Here is a 22,552-nt window from a genome sequence, read left to right as displayed (position 1 = left end):
GGCTTCTGGCAGCCCGCGGCGCACGGCAGGCCAGCCCGGAGTTCCCCTGGTTCGGGGGCCTTCGGCCTGACCTGCCGGGTGCGCCGACTGCTCGGCCTCGCTCAGTCGGCGCGGCTGACCGCGTTGTCGGAACCCACCTCCGTACTGCGGTCCGGCGGTGTCCGCATGCACCGCCGTTCCCGCCCCTTTCCCTGCGTCCGCATGCCGTCCTGGGGCCTTCCGGCGGCGCAGGGAATGCATGGGCGGGCAACACCACGCTAGGGCTGTGCCGCACCGTCGTCGTCGGCCGTGAGCGGGAATCCACAGTTCCGTCGAAAGGATGAACAATGTCGCATTGTTCGGCCGTTCCGCTATACCGTCAGCCCGTTGCGGTGGGCGAAGGCGGCGAGTTGGACGCGGTTGCGCAGATCGAGCTTGGTCAGAATCCGTGACACATGTGTCTTCACCGTGGCCTCGCCGAGGACCAGTTCCTCGGCGATCTCGGCGTTGGACCAGCCGTGGGCGACCAGCCCCAGCACGCTCAACTCCCGTCGGCTGAGCCGGTCCACCTCCTCGGAGGGCGGTTTGGCGGGCGAGGCCAGGGTGTCCCGCCAGTGGTCCAGCAACTGGCGTGCGACCTGCGGCGACAGCCAGGCGTAGCCGGACGACAGGGCCCGCACCGCGGCGATCAGGTCGGCCGTCTCCTCGCCCTTGAACACCCAGCCGTCCACGCCCGCCGCGACGGCCCGCAGCAGCTGGCCGTCGTCGGCGGAGACGATCAGCAGCAGCACCCGGGGCGCCTGCCCGTCGGGATGGCCCTGCAGATCCGGGATCCGGGCCAGCCATCCGCTCTCCACCGACTCGGTGTCGATCACCAGCACGTCCGGATGGCAGCGGCCGACCGCATGGAGAGCCTCGGTCATGTCCTGTGCTTCGCCGACGATGCTGAATTCGTCGACGGCGTCGAGAACCGCACGGAGTCCGTCCTGGAATATCGAGGAAGCACCCACCAGTGCGAGCCGTCTGTTCACCATGGCGGACCCGACTTCCCGACTCTGTCCATGCAGTCCACCTCCGGCTTTCGGGCATGTGCCTGTTCGCACATCAACCTGTAGGCCACCAGCCCTGCCCCCTGGCGCAGGGGCCGTCGGCCGGGCCCGCGCGGGCCGCTGCGGATCAGGCCAGCGGCATATGCACGAGTCATAGTTCAGTATGGTGGCTACTCGCCCGCCCCGGCAGGTTCTTGACGCATTCGCACCCGACTCAGGTCACAACTGCCCGGATAGTACAGGGAAGTTCGGAGCCTGGAAGGGTCAACGGCGCGAGTGCCGCACCGCGGGGAGCGGTGCGGCACTCGTTCGGTGCTGGGCGGCCTGGGCCGGAGGCGTCAGCCGCCGTTCTTGGTGTTTCCGGTGTTTCCGTTGTTGCCGTTGTTCCCGTTATTGGTGTTGTTGCCGTTGTTGTTGCCGTTGTTGTTCGTGGTCGCCGCCGGTTCGGCCGCGAAGGTCAGGCTGAGGTGCGGGAGTCCGCTCATGGCCGCGAGCATGGCCTGCTTCCAGATCGGCCCCGAGGTCAGGTAGCCGTACGCGGTGGAGAAGTACGTCCCGCCGATGGTCTTGCCGTCGAGCGAGTAGGTGCTCGGGGCGGAGGGGTTGGTCATCATGGTCGCGTCGGAGATCTGCTTGGTGTAACCGGCGAACCAGGCCTGGTCCTCGCTGTTGGTGGTACCGGTCTTGCCGGCCGTGTCGTAGCCGATGTTGCCGACCGTGGCGCCGGTGCCGCCCGGGTCCGCGACCACGGAGTGCAGCAGGGTGTTGACCGAGGCGGCGACGCTGGTGCTGACGACCTGCTGGCAGTTCGAGCTGGGGACCTTGAGGTCCTTGCCCTTGGTGTCGGTGATCCGGGTGATCGCGGTCGGGTTGCAGTAGGTGCCGTTGGCGGCGAAGGCGGCGTAGGCGTTGGCGATCTGGAGGGTGGTCAGGTCGTTGACACCCAGGGTCAGCGTCTGGACCTGATGAATCGGGGTCAGCCCGGTCGAGCTCTTGGAATCCGCGCTGCCCTGGTAGCCGAGGCCCAGCCGCTGCGCCATCTTCACCACGTTGCAGAGGCCGACCTTGGCCTCCAGCGGCACGAAGTAGGTGTTCACGGAGGAGGCCATGGCCTTCACCATGTTGATGTTGCCGAACGGCACGGTGGTGTCGTTCTGGTCACCGGGCGTGGCCAGCAGGCGGTTGCCGTTGCAGTCGGTCATCTCGGGGAAGTCGGCCGAGGCCACCGCGTTGATGGTGTAGCTCAGCGGGATGCCCTGCTCCAGGGCGGCCGCCGCGGTGATCGCCTTGAAGATGGACCCGGTCTGGAAACCGCCGCCGCCGCTGTGCTGCGAGTCGACGTTGTAGTTGATCTCGGTCTGGTTGGACCCGGTGCCGTAGGGGCGGCTCTGCGTCATCGCCAGGATCTTGCCGGTGCCGGGCTCGACCATGGTCGAGGCGGCGACGGCCTTGTCGCTCGCGTACGCGTGGTCGGCCACGGCCTTCACGTCGGCGGCCTGGTCGGTGGGGTTGAGCGTGGTGTAGATCTTCAGCCCGCCGGTGTACCAGACCGCCGACCGCTCGGCTGCCGTCTTGCCGAAGGTGGTGTCCTTCAGAATGATCGACTTAACGTAGTCGCAGAAGAACTCCTCCCCCTTCTTGGCGGTGATGCAGCCCTCCGACGCGTGCTTGATCTTCAGCTTGATCGGGGTGGCCTCGGCCGCCTTGGCCGCTGCCGGGGTGATGGAGCCGTACGAGGCCATCGAGTTGAGGACCTCGTTGCGGCGCTTGAGCGCCGTCTGCGGGTTGGCGATCGGGTCGTACGTCGAGGGCGCCTGCACCAGGCCGGCCAGCAGGGCCGCCTGCGGCAGGGACAGCTCGCTCGCGTGGACGCTGAAGTACTGCTCGGCGGCCGCCTCGACGCCGTAGGCCTTGCCGCCGAAGTAGGTGATGTTGAGGTAGTCGGCGAGGATCTGCTGCTTGGTCAGCGTCTTCTCGAAGTTGATCGCGTACCGCAGTTCCTTGATCTTGCGGTCCGTGGTCTGCGCGGTGGCCTGGGCGACCAGGGTCGCGTCGTCGCCGGCCTCCTCGATGAAGATGTTCTTGACCAGCTGCTGGGTCAGTGTGGAACCACCCTGGGTGGAGCCGCTGGAGGCGTTCCGGGTCAGCGCGCGGAGCGTGCCGGTCAGGTCGATCGCGCCGTGCTGGTAGAACCGGTGGTCCTCGATGTCGATCAGCGCGTTCTGCATCACCGGAGCGATCTTGCTCAACGGTTCCACCTGTCGGTCACGCGAGTAGACCGTGGCGATCACCCCGCCGGCGGAGTCGTAGATCGTCGACGACTGCGACAGGGTCGGGATCGCCAGGCTGTCCGAGAGGCTGTTGAAGTCGTCGGCCGTGGTCTTCGCCCCCAGACCGACCGCGCCCACCGCCGGGATGGCGAGCCCGGCGACGATCGCACCTGCCAGCACACTCGCGCCGACAAGGCCGAGGCCGTTGCCGACCTTCTGGAGGGGGGTGCTGCTGCTGCGGTTCGCTGCCATGGGCCCCACGATAAGCGGCGATCTTAAGAGGATCCGACGGAGGGCCTGTCACTACTGTCACGGAGTTGCCACAAAATGCTGAGAGCCCGCCGGGTCTGCGGCTCAGCGTCGCCGTGGCGGGGTCAGCGTTCCCGCGGCGGCGCGGGCGACCGCGGCGGCCAGGGCCGCCAGCGGCGGGGAGTCCAGCTTCCACTGCTGCCAGTGGAGGGCGACCTCGACGGTACGTCCCGGGGCCAGGTCGACCACGGTGCCGGGGGGCAGCTGCGCGGCCTGCTCGTCGGGCAGCAGGCCCCAGCCGAGGCCGGCCGCGACCGCGCGGACATAGGCGTCCGAGGCGGGAATGGAGTGGCGGAGCCGGCCCGCGCCGGGGCCGGCGTCCGGGGCGAGGTCGCGGAGGAAGGCGTCCTGGAGGTCGTCGTCGCGATTGAAGACGATCACCGGGGCCGACGGCAGGGTCTGTGCCAGCGGGCCGGGCGTGAGCCACCGTTCGACGAAGTCGGGGGTGGCGCAGGCGCGGTAGGCCATGCTGCCCAGCGGGCTCACGGTGCAGCCGGCCACCGGGTGCGGTGCGGCGGTGATGGCGGCCGAGACCAGGCCCTGGCGCAGCAGGTCGGCGGTGCGGGCCTGGTCCTCCTGGTGCAGTTCGAAGCAGACCCGCAGCTCAGGGGGGAGTTGGGAGAGCGCGGGCAGGAACCAGGTCGCCAGCGAGTCGGCGTTGACCGCGACCGCGAGAGTGGTGGCGCGTCCGGTCCCCTCGGCGCTGCCGCTGTCGTCGCCGGGGGCCGGGAGGCCCAGCTCGGCGGCCGCGTCGTCCTCCAGCCGGACCAGCTGCCGGGCCAGCCGTACCAGCACCTCGCCGGACTCGGTCGGTCCCACCGGTTTGGTGCGCAGCACCAGGACCCGGCCGACCCGCCGCTCCAGGGCCTTGATCCGCTGGCTGACCGCCGACGGCGTCAGCCGCAGCTCCCGTGCGGCCGCGTCGAAACTGCCCTCGTCCACGACGGCGAGCAGGGTACGGACCAGGTCCAGCGGGAGTTCCGACATCACAGCTGCTAATGATACGTAAGAAACTTTAGCTGGCCTCATGCGACCGACCGCTCCTACGGTCGGACGCATGGACGCAGACATCGCCGCCGCCGCAGCCGGGCTCGGAACCGGCCTCTCCCTGATCGTCGCCATCGGCGCGCAGAACGCCTTTGTGCTGCGCCAGGGCATCCGGCGGCAGCACGTCCCGGCGATCGTGGGGATCTGCGCCCTCTCCGACGCGGCGCTGATCGTGCTGGGGGTGGCCGGTCTGGGCGCGCTGGTGCAGTCCTTTCCCGGGGTGATCACGGGGGTGACCTGGATCGGCGCGACGTTCCTGGTGGGCTACGGGCTGCTGGCCGCCCGGCGGGCCCTGCGGCCGGGGCGGCTGGTCGAGTCGGCGGCACCGGATGCCACCGGCGGGTCGCTCTCGTCCTCGGTGCTGAGCTGCCTCGGCTTCACCTGGCTCAACCCGCACGTCTACCTGGACACGGTGCTGCTGCTGGGCACCGTCGCGGCCGGCTACGGATCGGCCCGGTGGATGTTCGCCCTGGGCGCCGCGGCCGGCAGCATGCTGTGGTTCAGCGGTCTCGGCTTCGGCGCCCGGCTGCTCCGCCCGGTGTTCGCCCGGCCGGGCGCCTGGCGGACCCTGGACCTGCTGATCGCCGCGACCATGCTGGCGATGGGCGCCGGCCTGGCGCTGCGCGGCTAAACTGTTCGACCAAGCGCGAACAGAGGAGGCCGTCGTGTCAGCACCCGTGCCAGCCGCCGAAGCACCCGGGGGCCGGGCCCAGCCGGAGCACCGGCATCCGCGCGAGGTGCCGCTGCAGGGTGCGCTCGCGGCCCTCGCCGATCCGGTCCGGCTCACTCTGGTACGGGAACTGGCGGCCAGTCAGGACTGGGAGCGGGCCTGTGGAAGCTTCGACGTACCGGTGCGCAAGGCGGCACTGAGCCACCACTTCGCGGTGCTGCGCGAGGCCGGCCTGATCGAGCAGCGCGACAGCGGCGCCCGCCGGGTGAACCGGCTGCGCCGCGCCGAGTTCGACGAGCGCTTCCCCGGCCTGCTGGACCTGGTCCTGAGCGAGGCCGGGGAGCCCTGACCGGAGCGGCCGGGGAACCGCGCCCGGCTCAGCCGATCGCGTAGGCGCGGACGATCGTCTGGTCCGAGGTGTTGCCCTGGGTGTCGGTGACCAGGGTGCGCAGCGCCACCGCTCCGGAGGCCGGATTGTGGACCGCGGCGACGAAGTGGTTGCCGCTCCTGCTGACCTGGATGGTCTGCCAGGTCTTGCCGTTGTCGCCGGAGGACCACATCTGGAGCGACTTCACCGTCTCCTTGGCGAAGCCGGGGCCGTACCAGCCGTTGCCCTGGGTGCGGCTCAGGTAGACGGCGACATCGGTGGTGCTCTTCGGCGTGGCCTGGTTGAAGCCGCCCAGCCCCGCCGGGGAGAGCTGCGCGGTGTAGCCGGGGAGGACTTGCGAGGTGGCTGGGTTGGCGTAGAAGTGCCAGTTGACCGTGACGTTGGAGGACAGCGTGCCGGCCGTGGTGCGCGCCCCGGACTGGACGAGGTTGTACCAGCCCGCCGCGTTGATGCCGGCGGAGAAGGCGGCACCGCCGGAGTAGGACTGGCTCTTGACGGTCTTGCCGTTCCTGGTCAGCGTCACCGTGCCGCGGGAGCCGGCCGAACCGTCGGTGCCGCCGGTGGCGTCGTTGATCAGTCCGGAGGAGTCGAACCTGACGGCCCGTCCGGACACGTAGGGGATGCCCGAGGTGGGACCCCAGACCGCCTTGCCGAAGATCTGCGAGTAGCTGTGTCCGGCGAGGAAGTCGGTGGGACTGGCGAACGCACCGCCGATGTCGCCCTGGCTGCCGAAGATGTCGGTACGGGACGTCCAGACGCCGGGGGTGACGTAGAAGGTGCGGCTGAAGGGGGCGTCCTGCTGATAGCCGCCGCCCCACAGGTCGGTCTGGCAGTCCAGCTGTGCCGGGGTGGGCTGGAGTTCGATCGAGGTCGCTCCCGAGGCCTGCTCGCTGCGTCGTGCGGTCGCGTTCACCTGGGCCAGTTGGGACTTGCGGTAGCCGGCGCTGGGCACGGCGGGCAGGCCGGTGCTCTGGGAGCTCAGCAGATAGCCGGTGCCGTTGCTGTCGCCCTGCCAGCTCTGCAGCCAGGCGAAGGAAAGGTCCCGGGAGGAGTTGGGGATCTCGTACAGCCCGCCCGGCTCGTTGTAGGCGCCGACTTGGCCCAGCGTCGTGGGCCCGGCGCAGACCGCGCCGTTGACGAACCCGGTGTAGTTCTTGGCCGCGCTCCCGGAGGTCGCGTCGAGGGAGATCTTGATCTGCTTGCCCTTGCGGGCGTCCAGGGTGAGCGAGTCGCTGCCGGAGACCGTGATCTCCTGGGCGGCGAGGGTGTCGGTCATCCCCATCACGGCGGGCGACGTGTCCGGGGTCTGGATGTCGGTGAGGACCGCGTACCGGCCCTTGGCCAGCGAGGCGCGCTGTCCGCTGTGCACCGTGGAGACGGCCCAGGTGGACATGGACAGGATGTTCACCGTCGAGGTGATCCTGGCTCCGTTGCGCCCGATCGTGGTGACGGCGAGCGAGCCGTTCGCGGCCTGTGCCGGGACAGCCGAAAGGGCGTAGACGACCGGCAGCAACGCGGCGGTCGCGGCAAGGGTCAGCGGTATGCGCCGCACAGCGGGCTCCTATGAACGCGGGGTGAAGAAGCGGATCATAGCGACAGCGGAGGCTCGTGCGGCAGTGGTTTTCGCTGATGAGTTCGGGCTGACTAGTACATATGTTCGAAAGAGGCGTACGCTGGATCCCATGACCGTCGCACTCCAAAACTCCCTGTTCGGCGAGGCGGAGGCGCCCGCCCTGCTTGGCCTGTCCGGGCTGCGGCGTACCCCGCTCGCGCACGGGGCCTGGGTCGATCTGCTCCCCGGCTGGCTCACCGGTGCCGACACGCTGTTCGAACACCTGGCGACGACCGTGCCCTGGCGGGCCGAGCAGCGCGAGATGTACGAGCGTGTGGTCGGCGTACCGCGGCTGCTGGCGTACTACGGGGACCGGGCCGAGTTGCCGCATCCGGTGCTGGACCGGGCCCGGGCCGCGCTGAGTGCCCACTACGCCGACGAGCTGGGGGAGCCGTTCCGCAGCGCCGGGCTCTGCTACTACCGCGACGGCCGGGACAGCGTCGCCTGGCACGGCGACCGGATCGGCCGCGGACGGACCGAGGACACCATGGTCGCGATCGTCTCCGTCGGCGAGCCCCGCGCCCTGCTGCTCCGGCCCAGGGAGGGCGGCGACTCGCTGCGGCTGATGCCGGGCCACGGCGATCTGCTGGTGATGGGCGGCTCCTGCCAGCGCACCTGGGACCACGCGGTGCCCAAGACGGCCAGGCCGGTCGGCCCCCGGATCAGCATCCAGTACCGGCCGCGCGGAGTGGCCTGAGCCTGCCTTCACGTGGGGGCACGGGGGGTCGCCCCCGGAGAATTGGATCAGAACCAGGATGCCAAGGACCCGTTAAGACTGCCGGGATCACGCAGTGCGCGGGCTGCTCCGCCGCTGCCACTCTGGCGCAGGTGGCACAGAGTGCCACCACGGAGGATCTGCAGAGGCGGCGACAGCAGTGGGTGGCTTCACGGGGGTGGTCACGGGGTATCCGACCGTGGTCTTCAGCTTCGCACTGGTCGTCGTCGTGGCGTACTGGGTGCTGGTGCTGCTCGGGGGAGCGCATCTGCATGCCGGACACCACGGGGGTGGTCATGGCGGTGGTCACGGCGGTGGTCACGGGGGCCCCGCTGGACACCACCAGGGCGGCGTCCGCGCCGGCCTGCGCCACCTCAACGGGGGTCTGCAGAGAACGTTCGGACTGGGCGGGGTCCCGATCACGGTGGCGGTCTCGCTGGTGGTCGCCTTCGCCTGGTTCGGCGCGCTGACCGGCCAGACCCTGCTGAACGGCAGGCACGGGGGTGCCGTCCTGGCAGGGGCCCTGGTCGTCGGCTGGGCGGGGGCCCGGGTGCTGGCATGGCCGCTGCGGCGGATCATGCCGGCGCCCGCCCCGCCGCCCTCCCGCCGGGACTTCGTCGGACGCCCCTGCGTCATCCGCACCGGGCGGGTCGGCCCGGACTTCGGCCAGGCGGAGGTGCGCGCGGAGGACGGATCCGCGGCCCTGGTGCAGGTACGGCAGAGCCTCGACGAAGCGGCCGGGCCGGGGAGCGAGCTCAGTAAGGGCGCCTCCGCACTGATCTACGACTACGACGCCGAGGGCGAGTTCTTCCGGGTGATGCCCGGAATCCCCGGTGCCGTTCCACGCCAGCTCAGCTGACGTCCATTCAGAAACCATTCACTTCAAGGCCGTTCAAGCGGCCGCCCAAGGGATCAGTCATGTCTGCTGTCACGATCGGAATCGGCGTGCTCATCGCCGTCCTCCTGCTCATCGGCCTGGGCACGCTGCTGCTCTTCGGCCGGCTGTTCCGCAAGGTGGTCCAGGGCGAGGCCCTGATCGTCAACAAGCCCAAGAACGTCGACGTCACCTTCACCGGCGCCCTGGTGCTGCCGATGGTGCACCGCGCCGAGGTGATGGACATCTCGGTGAAGACCATCGAGATCGTCCGCTCCGGCCGCGAGGGGATGATCTGCCAGGACAACATCCGCGCGGACATCAAGATCACCTTCTTCGTCCGGGTCAACAAGACCAAGGAGGACGTGGTCAAGGTCGCCCAGGCCATCGGCACCGACCGGGCCAGCCACCAGGAGACCCTGCAGACCCTGTTCGCCGCCAAGTTCGCCGAGGCGCTGCGCACCGTCGGCAAGCAGCTCGACTTCATCGACCTCTACACCAAGCGCGAGGAGTTCCGGGACCGGATCATCGCGGCCATCGGCACCGACCTCAACGGCTACCACCTCGAGGACGCGGCGATCGACCACCTCGAACAGACCCCGATGGTGCAGCTCGACCCGGCCAACATCCTGGACGCCCAGGGCATCCGCAAGATCACCGAACTGACCGCGCTGGAGCACATCCGCACCAACGACTTCCAGCGCAACGAGCAGATGGAGATCACCCGCCAGGACGTCGACGCCCGCGAAGCCGTGCTGGAGCTGGAACGCCGCCGGTCCGAGGCCGAGATCCGGCAGCGCAAGGGCATCGAGACACTGCGTGCCCAGGAGGAGGCGGCCACCCTGCAGGTGCAGGAGGAGGAGCGGCTGAAGTCGCACAGCGCCCTGCTGCGCACCGAGGAACTGCTGGGCGTCCAGCGGGAGAACCAGCAGCGGGAGATCGCCGTCGCCGAGAAGAACCGCGAGCGGGTCATCGCCGTGGAGACCGAGCGGATCGAGAAGGACCGGCTGCTGGAGGTCGTCAACCGGGAGCGCGAGGTCGAGCTGTCCCGCGCGGAGATGGAGCGCCAGGTCGAGGTGGAGCGCCGGGGCGTCGCCGAGGTGGTGCGCGAGCGCGTCGCGGTGGACCGCACGGTCGCCGAGCAGGAGGAGGAGATCAAGCGGGTCCGGCTGGTCCAGGAGGCCGAGCGCACCCGTCAGGCCGTGATCATCACCGCCGAGGGCGAGGCCCAGGAGCAGTTGGTCAAGGACATCAAGGCGGCCGAGGCCGCCGAGCAGACCGCGCAGTTCAGCGCCAGGGAGCAGCTGGTCCTGGCCGAGGCCCGGCAGCAGACCGCGGAGCTGGACGCCACCGCGGCGATCCGGCTGGCCGAGGGCGAGCGGGCCAGGGTCGGCGCGGTCGGGCTGGCCCAGGCCGAGGTGTCGGAGCGTCAGGCGATGGCGGACGCGGCGGGCATCAGGGCGAAGATGGAGGCCGAGGCCGAGGGCCTGCAGCAGAAGGCCGTCGGCATCGAGAAGGCCGGTCTGGCCGAGGCCGCGGTCGCGGAGAGCAAGGCGATGGCGGACGCGGTCGGCATCCGGGAGCGGCTGCTGGGTGAGGCGGCCGGCCTCAAGGAGAAGGCGGCGGCGATGGCCGCGCTGGACGAGGTGTCCCGGGCGCACGAGGAGTTCCGGCTGCGGCTGGCCGCGGACAAGGAGGTCAGGCTGGCCGGGCTTGAGGTGCAGCGCAAGGTCGCCGAGGCCCAGGCCTCGGTCCTGGCTGCCGGTCTGACCAGCGCGGACATCGACATCGTCGGCGGCGACAGCATGTTCTTCGAGAAGCTGATCGGCGCGGTGTCCTTCGGCAGGGGCATCGACGCGGCGGTGGACAACTCGGACGTCATCAAGGCACTCGGTGCCGAATGGCTGAGCGGCGAGAAGAGCTTCAGCAAGGACGCCACCGAGGTGCTCGGCTCGCTGGCGGCCGGCGGCCCCTGGAACCTGGCGATGCTGCTGAAGCTGCTGGGAACGGGAGCCGACGGAACGGCGCCCACCGTGCCGGCCGTGCCCGCTCAGATCGTCAACGGCAGCACCAAGTAACCGCGGATCGAAGCAGAAGGAGCAAGGAACAGCCATGGGCGTCGAGGACGGCACCTTCCAGATCCTGCGGACCCGGCTCGCGGACCGCGCGGCCGAGCTCGGCCGCCGGGCGGCGGAGCTGAACACCCGCCGGCAGGAGGTCTTCGGCGCCCCTGTGCTGGAGCTGGCGGCCTCGGCCCGGCTGCGCACCGCCGCCGAGGCCACCGCCTGCGGCATCATCGCGATCCGGCCCGGCGTCCTGCTGCTGGGGACGTCGGCGCCGGGCCTGGCCGAGGGCATGCTCTCGCTGCACGACCAGGACGGACAGCCGCTGGACCCCGGCACCGTCCCCGGCCTGCTGGACGACGAGCGGTTCCACCGGGACCTGGCCGAGCTGCTGCGCTACTACCGCGACGCACGCCTGGTCGAGCTGGTCCGCACCGCCTCCGCCCGGCTGCTCGCTGTCTTCCGCACCGGCGAGCAGGACGGCGACATCCGGGTCCTGCAATGGAAAGTGAGCGACCGTCAGGCCGAGTACCTGGACAACCACGGCGAGCGGGAGATCCCCAGCCCGCCGGTGTTCGAACTGCCCTGGACCACCACCGGGCGCGAGCACCACGACAACGGCCGGGTCCTGATCGAGGGCCAGGTCACGGTGACCGCCACCGGCGGCAGCCTCACCGTCCGCTCCGCGGTCGACGGGCGCGAGCTGTACGCGGAGCCGGTCGACGACCCGCTGCAGAGCCTCGCCGACGCCGCCGTCGCCTACACCGTCGCCGCACCGCTGCTGGTGCTCTGCGTCCGCCCCTACAACGAGGCCGCCGACCGCTACCTGGTCGTCAACACCCGTACCGGCTCGGTCCGCAGGCAGGACTCGCTGGGCCAGGGGGCCAGGCTGCTGCCGGCTGAGCAGGGCCTGATCTTCCCCGGCGGCTACGAGCTCGCCGACGGCACCAACCGCGCCTTCCGCACCGACGGCACCGACGGGCTGCGCTTCGACGCGGTGCTGCCCTCGCTGGGCGGCGAGGACCTGCTCTACGTCCTGCGCCGGCCCGGCACCGCCCAGGTGCTGCTGCTGTCCTGGAACACCGTGCGCCGCGAGGCGGCCGCCCCGCTGCACGGCACCGGCTACACCCTGCTGCCGGACGGCACGCTGGTCCTGCTCAAGCCGGACCGCGAACCCGTACGCGGCCACGAGGTGCAGCTGTGGCACAGCCCCTTCGCCTCGGCCGACGCCGCAATTTCGCAGCAGGTCGGCGAGGACCCGCTGGAGCGGATCGGCAACGCCGACCTGGTACGCGGCATCGCCGACTGCCTGGACGTGGTCCGCAGTGCCTCCGGCGCCGACCTGGTGGACGCCGCGCTGATCCTGGACGCCTGCGCCAAGGCCGCCGACCGGCACTACTGGCTGGGTGGCGCCGGGCTGCTGGAACCCCTCGCCGAACTGCGCGACGCCGCCGAACAGGTCGGAGCCGAGCAGGCCCGTATCGGCGCCCTGGCGGCCAGGGCCGCCGATGCCGTCGCCGCGGCGCGGGAGGACGCCGCCGCCCTGGTCCGCCGCTCCCACGGCGAGCCCCCCACCGACGCCGACGGCTGGACGGCACTGCTCGGCGACCTGCGCCGGGCCCAGGGACGGACTCGCTCCTGCCGCGAACTGCCGCAGCTCGACCTGCCCGCGCTGGAGGCCGTCGAGGCCGCGCTGGCCGCCGAGCTGGAGTCGGCGACCGAACGTGCCTTCGGCTACTTCGCCGGGCCGGACGCCTTCGCCGCCCCGCTCGCCGCCGCCCGCGAAGCCGCGGAAAGCGCCGCGGGACTGACCACCGCCGCCGAGGCGGGACGGCTCGCGGACCGGCTGGCCGAGCAGGCGGAGGCTCTGGCGACCGTCACCGACCTGGTCACCGGTGCGGTGACGGCCGATCCGGGCGCGGGCACCGCCGTGCTCCTCGCCATCGGTGAGGTGCTGGCCGCCGTCAACCGGGCCCGGGCGATCCTGGACACCCGCCGCCGCTCGCTGCTGGAGACCGAGCACCGCTCCGCCCATGCCGCCGAGTCCGCGCTGCTGGCCCAGGCCACCACGGCGGCCCTGGCCGCTGCCGACTCCCCCGCGGCCGCCGACGACCAGTTGGCCAGGCTGCTGCTGCGGCTCGACGGCCTGGAGGCCCGCTTCGCCGAGGCCGATCTGCAACTCTCGGGTGGGGCCGCCGAGCTCGCCGACCGCCGGGAGTCGATCCAGCAGGCCTTCGCCGCCCGCCGACAGACCCTGCTGGACGAGGCCGCCGCCCGCGCCGACCGGCTCGCAGCCTCCGCCACCCGATCCCTGGAGGCGCTGCGCCGCAGGCTGGCCGGACTGGGCACCGCCGAGGACATCCATGCCGCGCTGGCCGCCGACCCGATGGCACTCCGGGTCCGCAGCGCCGCCGCCGAACTGCGCTCCCTCGACGACCGGGTCCGCGCCCAGGAGTTGGAGGACGGCCTCACCGGCGCCGGCCAGACCGCGGTGCGCACCCTGCGGGACCGGGCCGACCTCTCTGCCGACGGCGGCGCCACGGTCCGGCTGGGCCGGCACCGCTTCGCGGTCCGCCGCGAACCCGTCGAGCTCACCCTGCTCCCGGACGGCGACGGCCTCGCCTTCTCGGTCACCGGCACCGGCTACCGGCGCGAGGCGCACGACCCGGCGCTGCTGGCGGGCCGCGAGTTCTGGACCCAGCCGCTGGTCAGCGAGTCACCGGCGCTCTACCGCTCCGAGTACCTGGCAACCGGTCTGCTGGGTGCCACAACTGACGAACCGTTGGAACGGCAGGTGCGCCGAGCCGCCGAGGCGGCGTACGACGAGGGCTACGAGCGCGGCGTCCACGACCAGGACGCGGTGCTCATCCTCGGCGCGCTGCTCCGACTCCGCGCCGGGGCCGGACTGCTGCAGCACCCAGCCGAGGTCCGCGCTTCCGCCCAGCTCTTCTGGGCCCACGGTGCGGACGAGGCCCAGCGCCGCGGCTGGCAGCGCCGGGCCCGCTCGCTGGTCCTGGCCCGCTCCACCTTCGGCCCGGCGGCCGCCCTGGCCGACCTCGCCGCCGAACTGTCCGACGCCGTCGCCCGGTTCGGCTCGGCCAACGGGCTTCCGCAGACCCCGCCGGCCGGTGACTACCTGCTGGAGGAACTCGCCGACCCGACCGAGGGCTTCGCCGCCGGCGCCGACGCGCGCACCCTGCTGGACGCCTTCGAACAGACCCCCGGCGGCCCGCTGCTCGCCGCCGACCTGCGAGAACTCGCCGACGACCTTCCGTCCCGGCACCAGCTCGCCACCGCCTGGCTGAGCGCTTTCGCCCCGGACGCCGCTGCCGCGCTGCCCGAGGCCGTCTCCCTGCTCTGCGCCCCGGAGCTGCCCCGCTACCCCGTGGACGCGCCACTGAGCGAGACCGTCGAGGGCCTGCTCGGCAGCCACCCCCGGATCCAGGACGGCCGGCTCACCGTCCGCATCGACCAACTCCCCTACCAGGCCGCTCGGTTCAGGACCGAGCGGGTCAGTGCGTTCCGCGCCTTCCAGCGACAGCGCGCGGACGCACTGGCCACCGAACGGGCCCGGCTGCGCCTGGACGACTACCGCCCGCGCCCGCTGGCCGGCTTCGTCCGCAACCAGCTCATCGACGAGGTCTACCTCCCGCTGATCGGCGACAACCTGGCCAAGCAGCTGGGCTCGCTCGACTCCGCGTCCGCCGACCGCAGCGGCCTGCTGCTGCTGCTCTCCCCGCCCGGCTACGGCAAGTCCACGCTGCTGGAGTACGTCGCCGACCGCCTCGGGCTGCTGATGGTGCGCGTCGACGGCCCGGCCCTCGGCGCCGGAACGACCTCGCTCGACCCCGACCGCGCGCCGGACGCCGCCGCCCGGCGCGAGGTCGAGAAGATCGTCTTCGCCCTGGAGGCAGGCAGCAATGTGCTGCTGCACCTGGACGACATCCAGCATGTCTCCTCCGACCTGCTGCAGAAGTTCATCCCGCTCTGCGACGCCCAGCGGCGGATCGAGGCGGTCAGCGACGGCCGGGCCCGCAGCTTCGACCTGCGCGGCCGCCGCTTCGCGGTCTCGCTGGCCGGCAACCCCTACACCTCGTCGGGACAGCGCTTCCGGATCCCCGACATGCTCGCCAACCGCGCCGACGTATGGAATCTCGGCGAGGTGCTGACGGGTCGTGAGGAACTGTTCGCCCAGAGCTTCCTGGAGAACGCGCTGGCCGCCAACCCGGTGCTGGCGCCGCTCGCCGGAAGCCCCGCGGCGGAGCTCCGACTGCTCGTCAGGATGGCCTCCGGCGACCCCTCGGCCCAAGCCGACCAGCTCGCCCGTCCGGTCCAGGACCTGGACCGGGTGCTCGCCGTGCTGGCCCGGATGCGCCGGGTGCAGCAGACCGTGCTGGACGTCAACCGCGCCTACATCGCCTCGGCCGGCCAGGAGGAGGCCGCCCGCACCGAGCCGCCGTTCCTGCTGCAGGGCTCCTACCGGACCATGGCCGCGCTGGCTGCCCGGATCGACCCGGTGCTCAACGACGCCGAACTGGAGGCCCTGGTCGACGACCACTACCTGGCCGAGGCGCAGACCCTGGGCAGCGCCGCCGAGGCCAACCTGATCAGGCTGGCGCTGCTGCGCGGCCGGGCCGGAGCCGAACAGACCGCCCGCTGGCGCCACCTCTGCGCCGAGTACACCCCGGCCGACTACGCTCCCGCCTGGTCCGGCCACCCCAACAACCGGGCCCCGAAGGCCGCCGTCTCCAGGGTGTAGCGCTGCAGCGCGTCGTCCGGGTCCAGCCCGGTGAGCCGGGCGATGCGCTCCAGCCGGTACGACAGCGCCCGGACGCTCAGCCCCAGCCGCCGGGCGGCCTCCGCCGCGACGTAGCGGGAGTCGGCGTACGCGGCCAGGGTCTCCAGCAGCGGCCCGGGGCCGCCGCGCGCGCCGACCAGGGGCTCCAGCACCCCGTGGATCAGCTCCTCCAGGGCGTCCCGGTCGCGCAGCAGCACCGGCAGGATCAACAGGTCGGCGGCGCGCAGCAACTGGCCGGGCAGCCGCAGCCGGTTGGCCTGCTCCAGCGCGCCGCGCGCCTCCTCGTAGGAGCGCACCACCCCGCCGGGACCGCTGTGCGGCCGGCCCACCACCACCCGCCGGCCCTCGGTCAGCGCGGCGAACGCCTGCAACGCCGCGGCCTCGCCCGGTCCGCCGGGCACGATGCAGACCAGCCGCCCGTGCTTCACCGCCAGCAGCACGTCCTGCTCGCCGAAGCGGCCCAGCAACTGCCGCTCCACGCCCCGCACCAGCGGGTCCTCCAGGTCGTAGCCGTCGCCGTCGGCGACCGCGACGACATGGGCGCAGGCCAGGTTGAGGCCGAAGCGCTCGGCGTGCTCGGCCAGCCGGCCGAGGTCGCTGCGGCTGCTGAGCAGGTCGGCGACGAACTCCCGGCGGCCCGACTCGTCGCGCTGCAGCCGCTCCCGGTAGGCCCGTCCGTGTCCGGTGGCCAGCGCCGCGACCGCGGCCCGCAGCGCGGCCAGCGACGGGCCGTCCACGGTCCGTCCGGTCCACACCGCGCCGGTCTCCACCAGCCGCTCGTCCACCAGCTCGGCGAGCCCCCGGCCCTCCTGGGCCGCGCGGTCGCCGTAGGAGCGCAGCCGCTCCAGCTCCTCCCGGCGCAGCCGCCGTCCGGTCCTGGCGACATCCTCCAGCAGTCCGGCCCACTCACCCGGATCCTGTGCCGCCGTGACAGCAGTGGCCATCTGCGGTTCCCTCCCCCGTACGAACTGCGACGCGCAAGCGTAACGCCCGTAGCCGGAGAAGGAGATGGCGGCCGCCACGGCCGGAGCCGCGGCGGCCGTCGGCTACTCGGTCCCGCTACTTGGCCGCGATGGTCTGCGCCACCAGGGCCTCGTACGCGGCGGCGCTGATCGGCTTGCCGGTGCTGTTGTCGAACACGGTGATGGTCTTGCCGTTGAGCTTGAGCGTCGGGGTGCCGGTGACGCCGCTGTTGTTGAAGGCGTTGCTCACCTGCTGCGCCCAGGGCTTGTAGGTGCCGTTCTTCACGGCTTGCTCGAAGGCCGGGGTCACCAGCCCCGGCACCTTGCGGGCCAGGTCGAGCAGGTGGTTGGTGTCGGCGAAGGCATCGGTGGTCTCGGCCGGCTGGTTGGCGTAGAGGACCGTGTGGAACTGGACGAACTTCGCCGCGCTCTCGTTGACCGCCGCCCCGGCCATGGCCAGCGCGTTCGCGGAGCCCGAGCCGCCGAGGTTGCTGTCCAGGAAGGTGGCCATGTGGTACTGGATCTTGTAGGTGCCGTTGTCGGCGAGCTTGAGGATGGTCGAGCCGTCCGCCTTCTCCAGCTCGTCGCAGATCGGGCAGCGGAAGTCCTCGTACACGTCCAGGGTGTTGGCGGCGTCGGCCTTGCCGTAGGTGATCACGGTGCCGTTGGTCCCGGTGGTGTTGGCGGGCACAGCCAGCGCGGTGCTGCTGCCCCCGGAGGAGCCCGAACTGGTGGCGACGACCGCGACCCCGGCCCCGACGGCGAGGACGACCACGGTCGACAGACCTATCAGCATCTTCCTGCGCAGCGCGGCCACCCGCTGCTCGCGCTCCCGCTCGGCGCTCAGCCGGGTTCGGGCGTCGGTCCTGTTGCTCTTGTTGTTCTTGGTGTTGTTGCTGCTCATGGTGATGGTGCTCCTGCTCCGTGGGGGATGCTCCGACTGGTCCGCTGATGTGCGCGAACAACAGCAGCGCCCCTACGGGGGTTGCTTCTGCTCAGCACACGGCCGGGCAGAGCGGTGGACCGCGCCTGCGCGCGGTCCTGAGCAGGACCTGCTGCGGTCCGGGCTGGCTGCGCCTCGGCGCGGCCGGCACCGCGACGCCGGGCTGCACCGGCGGCGTCAGCACCGCGAACAGCACCCGCAGCGGCGCGGTCGCGGCCAGCGCGACGGCGAGCAGGGTGCGGAACACCGCGGCCTCCCCGCGCCGCAGCCAGGCCGCCGCGAGCAGCGCCGCCATCAGGTGCACCGCCAGCAGCAGGCTGAACTGCCCGAGGGTCGGATCGGCCGGGAGGGTCAGCCGGAACAGTCCGCTCAGCGGCCCCGAGCCGACGGCCGCGGTGTGCGGCGGGACGCTGCCCCGGCCGCAGAGCAGCAGCGTGGGCAGCCCGCTCATCAGTCCGGTCGACGGGGTCGTGGTCGGCACGGCGGGACCACAGCTCTGCTGGCCCAGGTTGAACATGGCGTTGAGCGCCAGTTCCAGCGGGACCAGGACGGCGGCTATCCGCGCGAAACCGCGTTCCGCGCCGGTCAGCAGCAGGGCCAGGGCGAAGACCGCCAGCCAGGCCCACAGCACGGTGGCGATCGGCAGCGGCGCGTGGGTGACCAGGACCTGGCCGCCCGCGGACAGCGCGAGCGAGACGCCGGCGAAGACCGCCGCGCGTGCCACCCTCACTGTCGGAAGTCCGCTGCCCACACCGGCGAGTATGCCAGCCGCCGCCCACCCGGCACAGGGACCCGGTGAACGGCGGAGGAGCTCTCAGGAGTGCCTGGGTGGCCTCAGAGCTTGCTGAGCTTGGAGAACGGAGTGGTGACTCGGACCTGCCGGGCGCCGAAGTCGACCATAACCGCGGTCTCCCCTTCGACTCCGGTGATCCGTCCGAGCCCGTACTGGTCGTCCGTCACCATGTCTCCGACGACGAAAGTCTCCGGAGTCGGCGGTGCGGCAGGTGCCTTGAAGGGACTGGTGGGCATGTGGCGCCGGGTCGCGGCGGTTCTGGTCATTACCTGAAGTATGCGCCAGGTGAAGCGCGAGGGGCAGATCCGCTGCCGAGTCGAGACGCATTCGTGCCTGGAGAGCCCTTGCGGCCCGGGCGTACAGCCGTGCTGCCGTCCACCTCTGCGGGGGAACGGCCGACGAAGACCTGTCCCACAACGCGCTGGTCGCGCACACTGTCAGCTATGCGCGTGGAGATGGCGGGGGAGGCGCAACGCCCTGATCGGGTGAGCGAGGACTACACGGTGATGACGCCGGAGGCGCTGGTCCTGCTGGACGGGTCGAGTTCGCCCGCGACGCTGGAGTCGGGTTGTGAGCACGGCACGGCCTGGTACGCGCGCCGGCTGGGCGCCCATCTGCTGGCCAGGCTGGTGGACCGGCCCGACCGCACCATGGCGCAGTGCCTCAGCGACGCCATCGCCGAGACCGCGTCGCTGCACGGCGCCCGCTGCGACCTGGCGCATCCCAACACGCCCGCCGCCATGGTGGTCGCGGTACGCCACCACGGCCCGGTGCTGCAGTACCTGGTGCTCGGCGACTCGCTGCTGGTCCTGGACCGCTTCGGGTCGGTCGAGGTGATCGGCGACAACCAGCCGTTCCCGGCGGGGGAGGCGCTGCGGCGCGAGGTGCACGCGATGCCCCCCGGCACCCCGGAACGCGCCGCCCTGTACATGCGCTACGCGCTCGCGGTGCGGGCGGCCCGCAACACCGGCCGCGGCCCGTGGATCGCCGCGGCGCTGCCGAAGGCGGCCGACCACGCGCAGACCGGCTCCGTCGCGCTGGCCGAACTGCGCTCGTTCGCCGCGCTGACCGACGGCTCCTCGCGCTATGTGGAGCGCTTCGACCTCGGCAGCTGGCCGGACGCCATGGCGTTGCTGGACCACCACGGCCCGGCGGAGCTGCTCCGCCGGGTCCGGGAGGCGGAGGCGGGCGACACCTCCTGCACGCGCTGGCCGCGCGGCAAGGCCCGTGACGACGCCACGGTGGTCTACGCCCGCCTCCGTTGAGACTTCGCCCAGCTCGGGTTACTTCGTGATGGTGAAGTACTTCCAGCCGCTGTTGCTGCCGCCGTTGCGGGCGTCACCCGCGAAGGAGGTCTCCACCCGGAACAGGTAGGGGACGGCGGTGAAGCCGCTGTACTGGATGAATGCCCTGCCGGTGCTGTCCAGGGTGCCGGTCAGCGGGTTGGTGTTGGTGGCCGAGACCCACTGGCCGTTGTAGTAGACCTGGGTGTTGATGGCGATGAAGGCACCGCCCTTGACACTGACCGCGAGCAGCGGCTGCTGGCTCTGGTGGTACTTGTACACCAGGTGGCCGCCGTTGGTGGTGGTGCCGTAGGTCTTCAGCAGCGACTCGCTGGTGACCGCGGCGACGTGCACATAGGTGCGGGCGGAGGTGGAGGCCTGGTAGACCGCGCCGCCGCCGAAGGTGGCCCAGAAGCTGTGGTTCTGGTAGGTGCGGTAGGTGACGGTGAAGTTGTTGTGGCTGTCGACCGGGCCGCTGGCGACGACGTACTGCGGGCCGTGCGCCCAGTCCTGGCCCCAGATGGTGACGTTGTGGTTGGTGCCGTGCTTGTCCAGGTGCACGGTCAGGGTGACGGTCTGCCCGGCCGAGATCCAGCCGGAGCTGGAGCTGATGGTCAGGTGGGTGGCGATGGTGGCGCTGGGCTGCGAGACGGCGGTGCTGCTCTGGCCCGCGGCGGCCACGGAGCCGGCTTCGCGGACGGACACGGCGGCGCCCTTGCCGGCGCTCAGCCTGGCGGTGGCCTGGCCGACCGGCGAGGCGGAGGCGAGCGCCGGGGTGGCGGCCAGGGCGAGGATGCCCGTGGCGGCGGCGAGAGCGGTGCCGACAGAGGTACGAAGTTTCACTGATGAGCCCCCAGTTGCGCGTGCGAACGCACGGTGCCGCGGCGCGGGCAGGGACACCCCCTGCTCCCTGCTGCCGCAGTCAACGGAGTGAGGCTACGTCACCGCACTGACAATCGGGAGCTGGGGGTCTCCTGTGACAGTCCTGTTACAGAGCTGAGTCCGGCGCAGTCGCTGCGCCGGACTCGGTCCAGGTCAACCCACGTGCGGTGGGGCTCAGTTGTGTTCGGCCGGGATGGCCCCGAAACGTCCGGACTGGAAGTCCTCCACGGCCTGCTGCAGCTCGCGGTGACTGTTCATCACAAACGGCCCGTAGTGGGCCACCGGCTCACGGATCGGCTGCCCGCCGAGGATGACCAGGTCCAGGTTGGGGGAGCGGGACTCCTGGGTGGCGTCCGCCTGGACGGTGATGCTGTCGCCGTCGCCGAAGAGCACGGCCTGGCCCATCTGCAGCGGACGGTTCTCCTCGCCCACCGTGCCGCGCCCGTTCAGCGCGTACACCAGGGCGTTGAAGTCGCTGCGCCAGGGCAGGGTGATCCGGGCGCCGGGGCTGACCGTCGCGTGGATCATCGTGATCGGGGTGTGCGTGGCGCCGGGGCCCTGCACTCCGCCGATCTCGCCGGCGATCAACCGCAGGATCGCGCCGCCGTCCGGGGTGGTCAGCAGCTTGACGTTGGCACCGGAGATGTCCTGGTACTTGGGCTGGATCATCTTGTCGGAGGCCGGCAGGTTGACCCACAGCTGGAGCCCGTGGAACAGGCCGCCGGAGACCACCAGGTCCTCCGGCGGGGTCTCGATGTGCAGGATGCCCGCGCCGGCCGTCATCCACTGGGTGTCGCCGTCGCCGAGGAAGCCGCCGCCGCCGGTCGAGTCCTTGTGGATGAACTTGCCGTCGATCAGGTAGGTCACCGTCTCGAAGCCGCGGTGCGGGTGCCAGGGGGTGCCCTTGGGCTCACCCGGCGCGTACTCCACCTCGCCCATCTGGTCCATCATGATGAACGGGTCCAGGTACTTGGTGTTGATCTTCGCGAAGGCCCGGCGGACGGGGAAGCCCTCGCCCTCGTAGCCCTCGGGAGCGGTCACGACCTGGAGCACCGGGCGGGCCGTCGCCGTGGTCGGGTCCGGAGCCTCGACCCGCGGCAGGACCAGCGGGTTCTCGACTGTCACTGCGGGCATGGCGTCCTCCTCTGACGAAGCATGAGCGGCAGATCCTGCCGACACCCATGAGATTAGTTGATACATCAACCGAAAGCAAGTTGAAACTTCAACCATGTGCTCATGCGGCGGCGCAGCCGTCCCTGCTTGCGGGTCTCAGCCGTACATACGGCGCATGGTGAAGTCGACCATCTGCTCCACGGCCTTGGCGTCGAACACCATCCGGTGCTCGCCCTCCATGTCCATGGCGAAGCCGTAGCCCGTCGGCAGCAGGTCGAGCACCTCGGCGCCGGTCACGGTGAAGTACTTGGACTCCTTGCCGGCGTAGCGGCGCAGCTCCTTCAGCGAGCTGAACATCGGGATCACCGGCTGCGGGGTGTTGTGCAGCGCCAGGAATCCGGGGCGCTCGCCGCGCGGGCAGTAGACCTTGGAGGTGATGAAGATCGACTGGAAGTCCTCCACCGGCAGGCCGCCGGTGGTGAAGGCGCGGACGGCGTCGCTCAGCGACGGCGGCGACGGCTCGGGGTAGAGCGGCTGCTGGGGCTGCTGGGTCTGCCCGTAGCCGCCCATGCCGCTGCCGCCCATCCCGGCGCCCAGGTCGGGGCCCATTCCGGCGGGGTTCTGCTGCTGATAGGGGCCGCCCTGGTAGCCGGGTCCGGCGCCGCTCGTCGTTTGCTCGTAGCCGTACACGGGGCCAAGGTTATCGAGTTCGACGCCACTCGGACGGCCCGGTGGGGTTGAAATAAGTTACCTGCGGGTAGCATCATAGTCATTACCGCTGGGTAGGGGACGCTGTCTGCAC

18 protein-coding genes are annotated in these 22,552 nt (G+C 71.4%); 7 read left to right on the top strand and 11 right to left on the bottom strand.

Going from position 1 to position 22,552, the window contains the following annotated elements; genetic code table 11:
• Nucleotides 1–350 precede the first annotated feature (350 nt).
• The 3 genes from ABH941_RS18000 to ABH941_RS17990 all read right to left on the bottom strand — a co-directional run bounded on the left by ABH941_RS18000 (nucleotide 351) and on the right by ABH941_RS17990 (nucleotide 4,594).
• On the bottom strand, nucleotides 351–1,013 hold the full coding sequence (locus ABH941_RS18000; protein ID WP_370130335.1) for a LuxR C-terminal-related transcriptional regulator: 663 nt from the start codon (nucleotides 1,011–1,013) through the stop codon (nucleotides 351–353).
• Nucleotides 1,014–1,366: 353 nt separating this feature from the next.
• Nucleotides 1,367–3,550: a transglycosylase domain-containing protein gene (locus ABH941_RS17995; protein ID WP_370130333.1), complete on the bottom strand. Its 2,184-nt coding sequence runs from the start codon at nucleotides 3,548–3,550 to the stop codon at nucleotides 1,367–1,369.
• A 102-nt stretch (nucleotides 3,551–3,652) separates the two neighbouring features.
• Complete coding sequence (locus ABH941_RS17990; protein WP_370130543.1) at nucleotides 3,653–4,594, bottom strand: LysR family transcriptional regulator ArgP; 942 nt, start codon at nucleotides 4,592–4,594, stop codon at nucleotides 3,653–3,655.
• Between the two features lie 70 nt (nucleotides 4,595–4,664).
• On the opposite strand from ABH941_RS17990, the gene ABH941_RS17985 reads away from it, so the two are divergent.
• Together ABH941_RS17985 and ABH941_RS17980 are read left to right on the top strand one after the other, a co-directional pair.
• Entirely contained in the window at nucleotides 4,665–5,285 is a 621-nt protein-coding gene (locus tag ABH941_RS17985; RefSeq protein ID WP_370130331.1) for a LysE/ArgO family amino acid transporter, read from the top strand.
• A gap of 34 nt (nucleotides 5,286–5,319) precedes the next feature.
• Nucleotides 5,320–5,673, top strand: coding sequence for an ArsR/SmtB family transcription factor (locus ABH941_RS17980; protein WP_370130329.1), 354 nt, complete (start codon nucleotides 5,320–5,322; stop codon nucleotides 5,671–5,673).
• Between the two features lie 28 nt (nucleotides 5,674–5,701).
• Here ABH941_RS17980 and ABH941_RS17975 read toward each other — a convergent pair whose 3' ends face one another.
• Nucleotides 5,702–7,264 carry a hypothetical protein gene (locus ABH941_RS17975; protein WP_370130327.1) on the bottom strand — a complete coding sequence of 521 codons (1,563 nt, stop codon included), beginning with the start codon at nucleotides 7,262–7,264 and terminating at the stop codon, nucleotides 5,702–5,704.
• A gap of 130 nt (nucleotides 7,265–7,394) precedes the next feature.
• On the opposite strand from ABH941_RS17975, the gene ABH941_RS17970 reads away from it, so the two are divergent.
• The 4 genes from ABH941_RS17970 to ABH941_RS17955 all read left to right on the top strand — a co-directional run bounded on the left by ABH941_RS17970 (nucleotide 7,395) and on the right by ABH941_RS17955 (nucleotide 15,735).
• Nucleotides 7,395–8,021: an alpha-ketoglutarate-dependent dioxygenase AlkB gene (locus ABH941_RS17970; RefSeq protein ID WP_370130325.1), complete on the top strand. Its 627-nt coding sequence runs from the start codon at nucleotides 7,395–7,397 to the stop codon at nucleotides 8,019–8,021.
• Between the two features lie 178 nt (nucleotides 8,022–8,199).
• Complete coding sequence (locus ABH941_RS17965) at nucleotides 8,200–8,898, top strand: hypothetical protein (RefSeq protein ID WP_370130323.1); 699 nt, start codon at nucleotides 8,200–8,202, stop codon at nucleotides 8,896–8,898.
• A gap of 59 nt (nucleotides 8,899–8,957) precedes the next feature.
• Nucleotides 8,958–10,991 (top strand): SPFH domain-containing protein, encoded by a 2,034-nt coding sequence (locus tag ABH941_RS17960; RefSeq protein ID WP_370130321.1) that lies wholly within the window; start codon nucleotides 8,958–8,960, stop codon nucleotides 10,989–10,991.
• 34 nt (nucleotides 10,992–11,025) lie between these two features.
• A complete protein-coding gene (locus tag ABH941_RS17955; RefSeq protein ID WP_370130319.1) occupies nucleotides 11,026–15,735 on the top strand; it encodes a DNA repair ATPase in 4,710 nt (1,569 codons plus the stop codon).
• On the opposite strand, the gene ABH941_RS17950 is transcribed toward ABH941_RS17955, so the two are convergent.
• From ABH941_RS17950 to ABH941_RS17935, 4 genes are all read right to left on the bottom strand, one after another.
• Nucleotides 15,669–16,718, bottom strand: coding sequence for a PucR family transcriptional regulator (locus ABH941_RS17950; protein ID WP_370130317.1), 1,050 nt, complete (start codon nucleotides 16,716–16,718; stop codon nucleotides 15,669–15,671). The two genes, ABH941_RS17955 and ABH941_RS17950, sit on opposite strands and share 67 nt — an antisense overlap.
• Nucleotides 16,719–16,833: 115 nt before the next feature.
• Nucleotides 16,834–17,640, bottom strand: coding sequence for a thioredoxin domain-containing protein (locus tag ABH941_RS17945; protein WP_370130315.1), 807 nt, complete (start codon nucleotides 17,638–17,640; stop codon nucleotides 16,834–16,836).
• 91 nt (nucleotides 17,641–17,731) lie between these two features.
• The gene (locus ABH941_RS17940) at nucleotides 17,732–18,430 is read right to left on the bottom strand and encodes a hypothetical protein (protein WP_370130313.1); all 699 of its coding nucleotides are present in this window, start codon (nucleotides 18,428–18,430) and stop codon (nucleotides 17,732–17,734) included.
• An 83-nt stretch (nucleotides 18,431–18,513) separates the two neighbouring features.
• Nucleotides 18,514–18,738 (bottom strand): hypothetical protein, encoded by a 225-nt coding sequence (locus ABH941_RS17935; RefSeq protein WP_030257961.1) that lies wholly within the window; start codon nucleotides 18,736–18,738, stop codon nucleotides 18,514–18,516.
• A 177-nt stretch (nucleotides 18,739–18,915) separates the two neighbouring features.
• On the opposite strand from ABH941_RS17935, the gene ABH941_RS17930 reads away from it, so the two are divergent.
• Nucleotides 18,916–19,737 carry an integrase gene (locus tag ABH941_RS17930; protein ID WP_370130311.1) on the top strand — a complete coding sequence of 274 codons (822 nt, stop codon included), beginning with the start codon at nucleotides 18,916–18,918 and terminating at the stop codon, nucleotides 19,735–19,737.
• Between the two features lie 18 nt (nucleotides 19,738–19,755).
• On the opposite strand, the gene ABH941_RS17925 is transcribed toward ABH941_RS17930, so the two are convergent.
• From ABH941_RS17925 to ABH941_RS17915, 3 genes are all read right to left on the bottom strand, one after another.
• A complete protein-coding gene (locus ABH941_RS17925) occupies nucleotides 19,756–20,598 on the bottom strand; it encodes a hypothetical protein (protein ID WP_370130309.1) in 843 nt (280 codons plus the stop codon).
• Between the two features lie 213 nt (nucleotides 20,599–20,811).
• A complete protein-coding gene (locus ABH941_RS17920) occupies nucleotides 20,812–21,771 on the bottom strand; it encodes a pirin family protein (RefSeq protein WP_370130307.1) in 960 nt (319 codons plus the stop codon).
• Nucleotides 21,772–21,906: 135 nt separating this feature from the next.
• Nucleotides 21,907–22,440, bottom strand: coding sequence for an SseB family protein (locus ABH941_RS17915; RefSeq protein ID WP_370130305.1), 534 nt, complete (start codon nucleotides 22,438–22,440; stop codon nucleotides 21,907–21,909).
• Between the last annotated feature and the right edge of the window lie 112 nt (nucleotides 22,441–22,552).

The sequence above is a fragment of the Streptacidiphilus sp. EB103A genome (assembly GCF_041261405.1).
In the GTDB taxonomy this organism is placed as follows: Bacteria; Actinomycetota; Actinomycetes; order Streptomycetales; family Streptomycetaceae; genus Streptacidiphilus.
The sequence above is the reverse complement of the archived record's forward strand: the minus strand, read 5'-3'. Positions and strand labels throughout refer to the sequence as shown.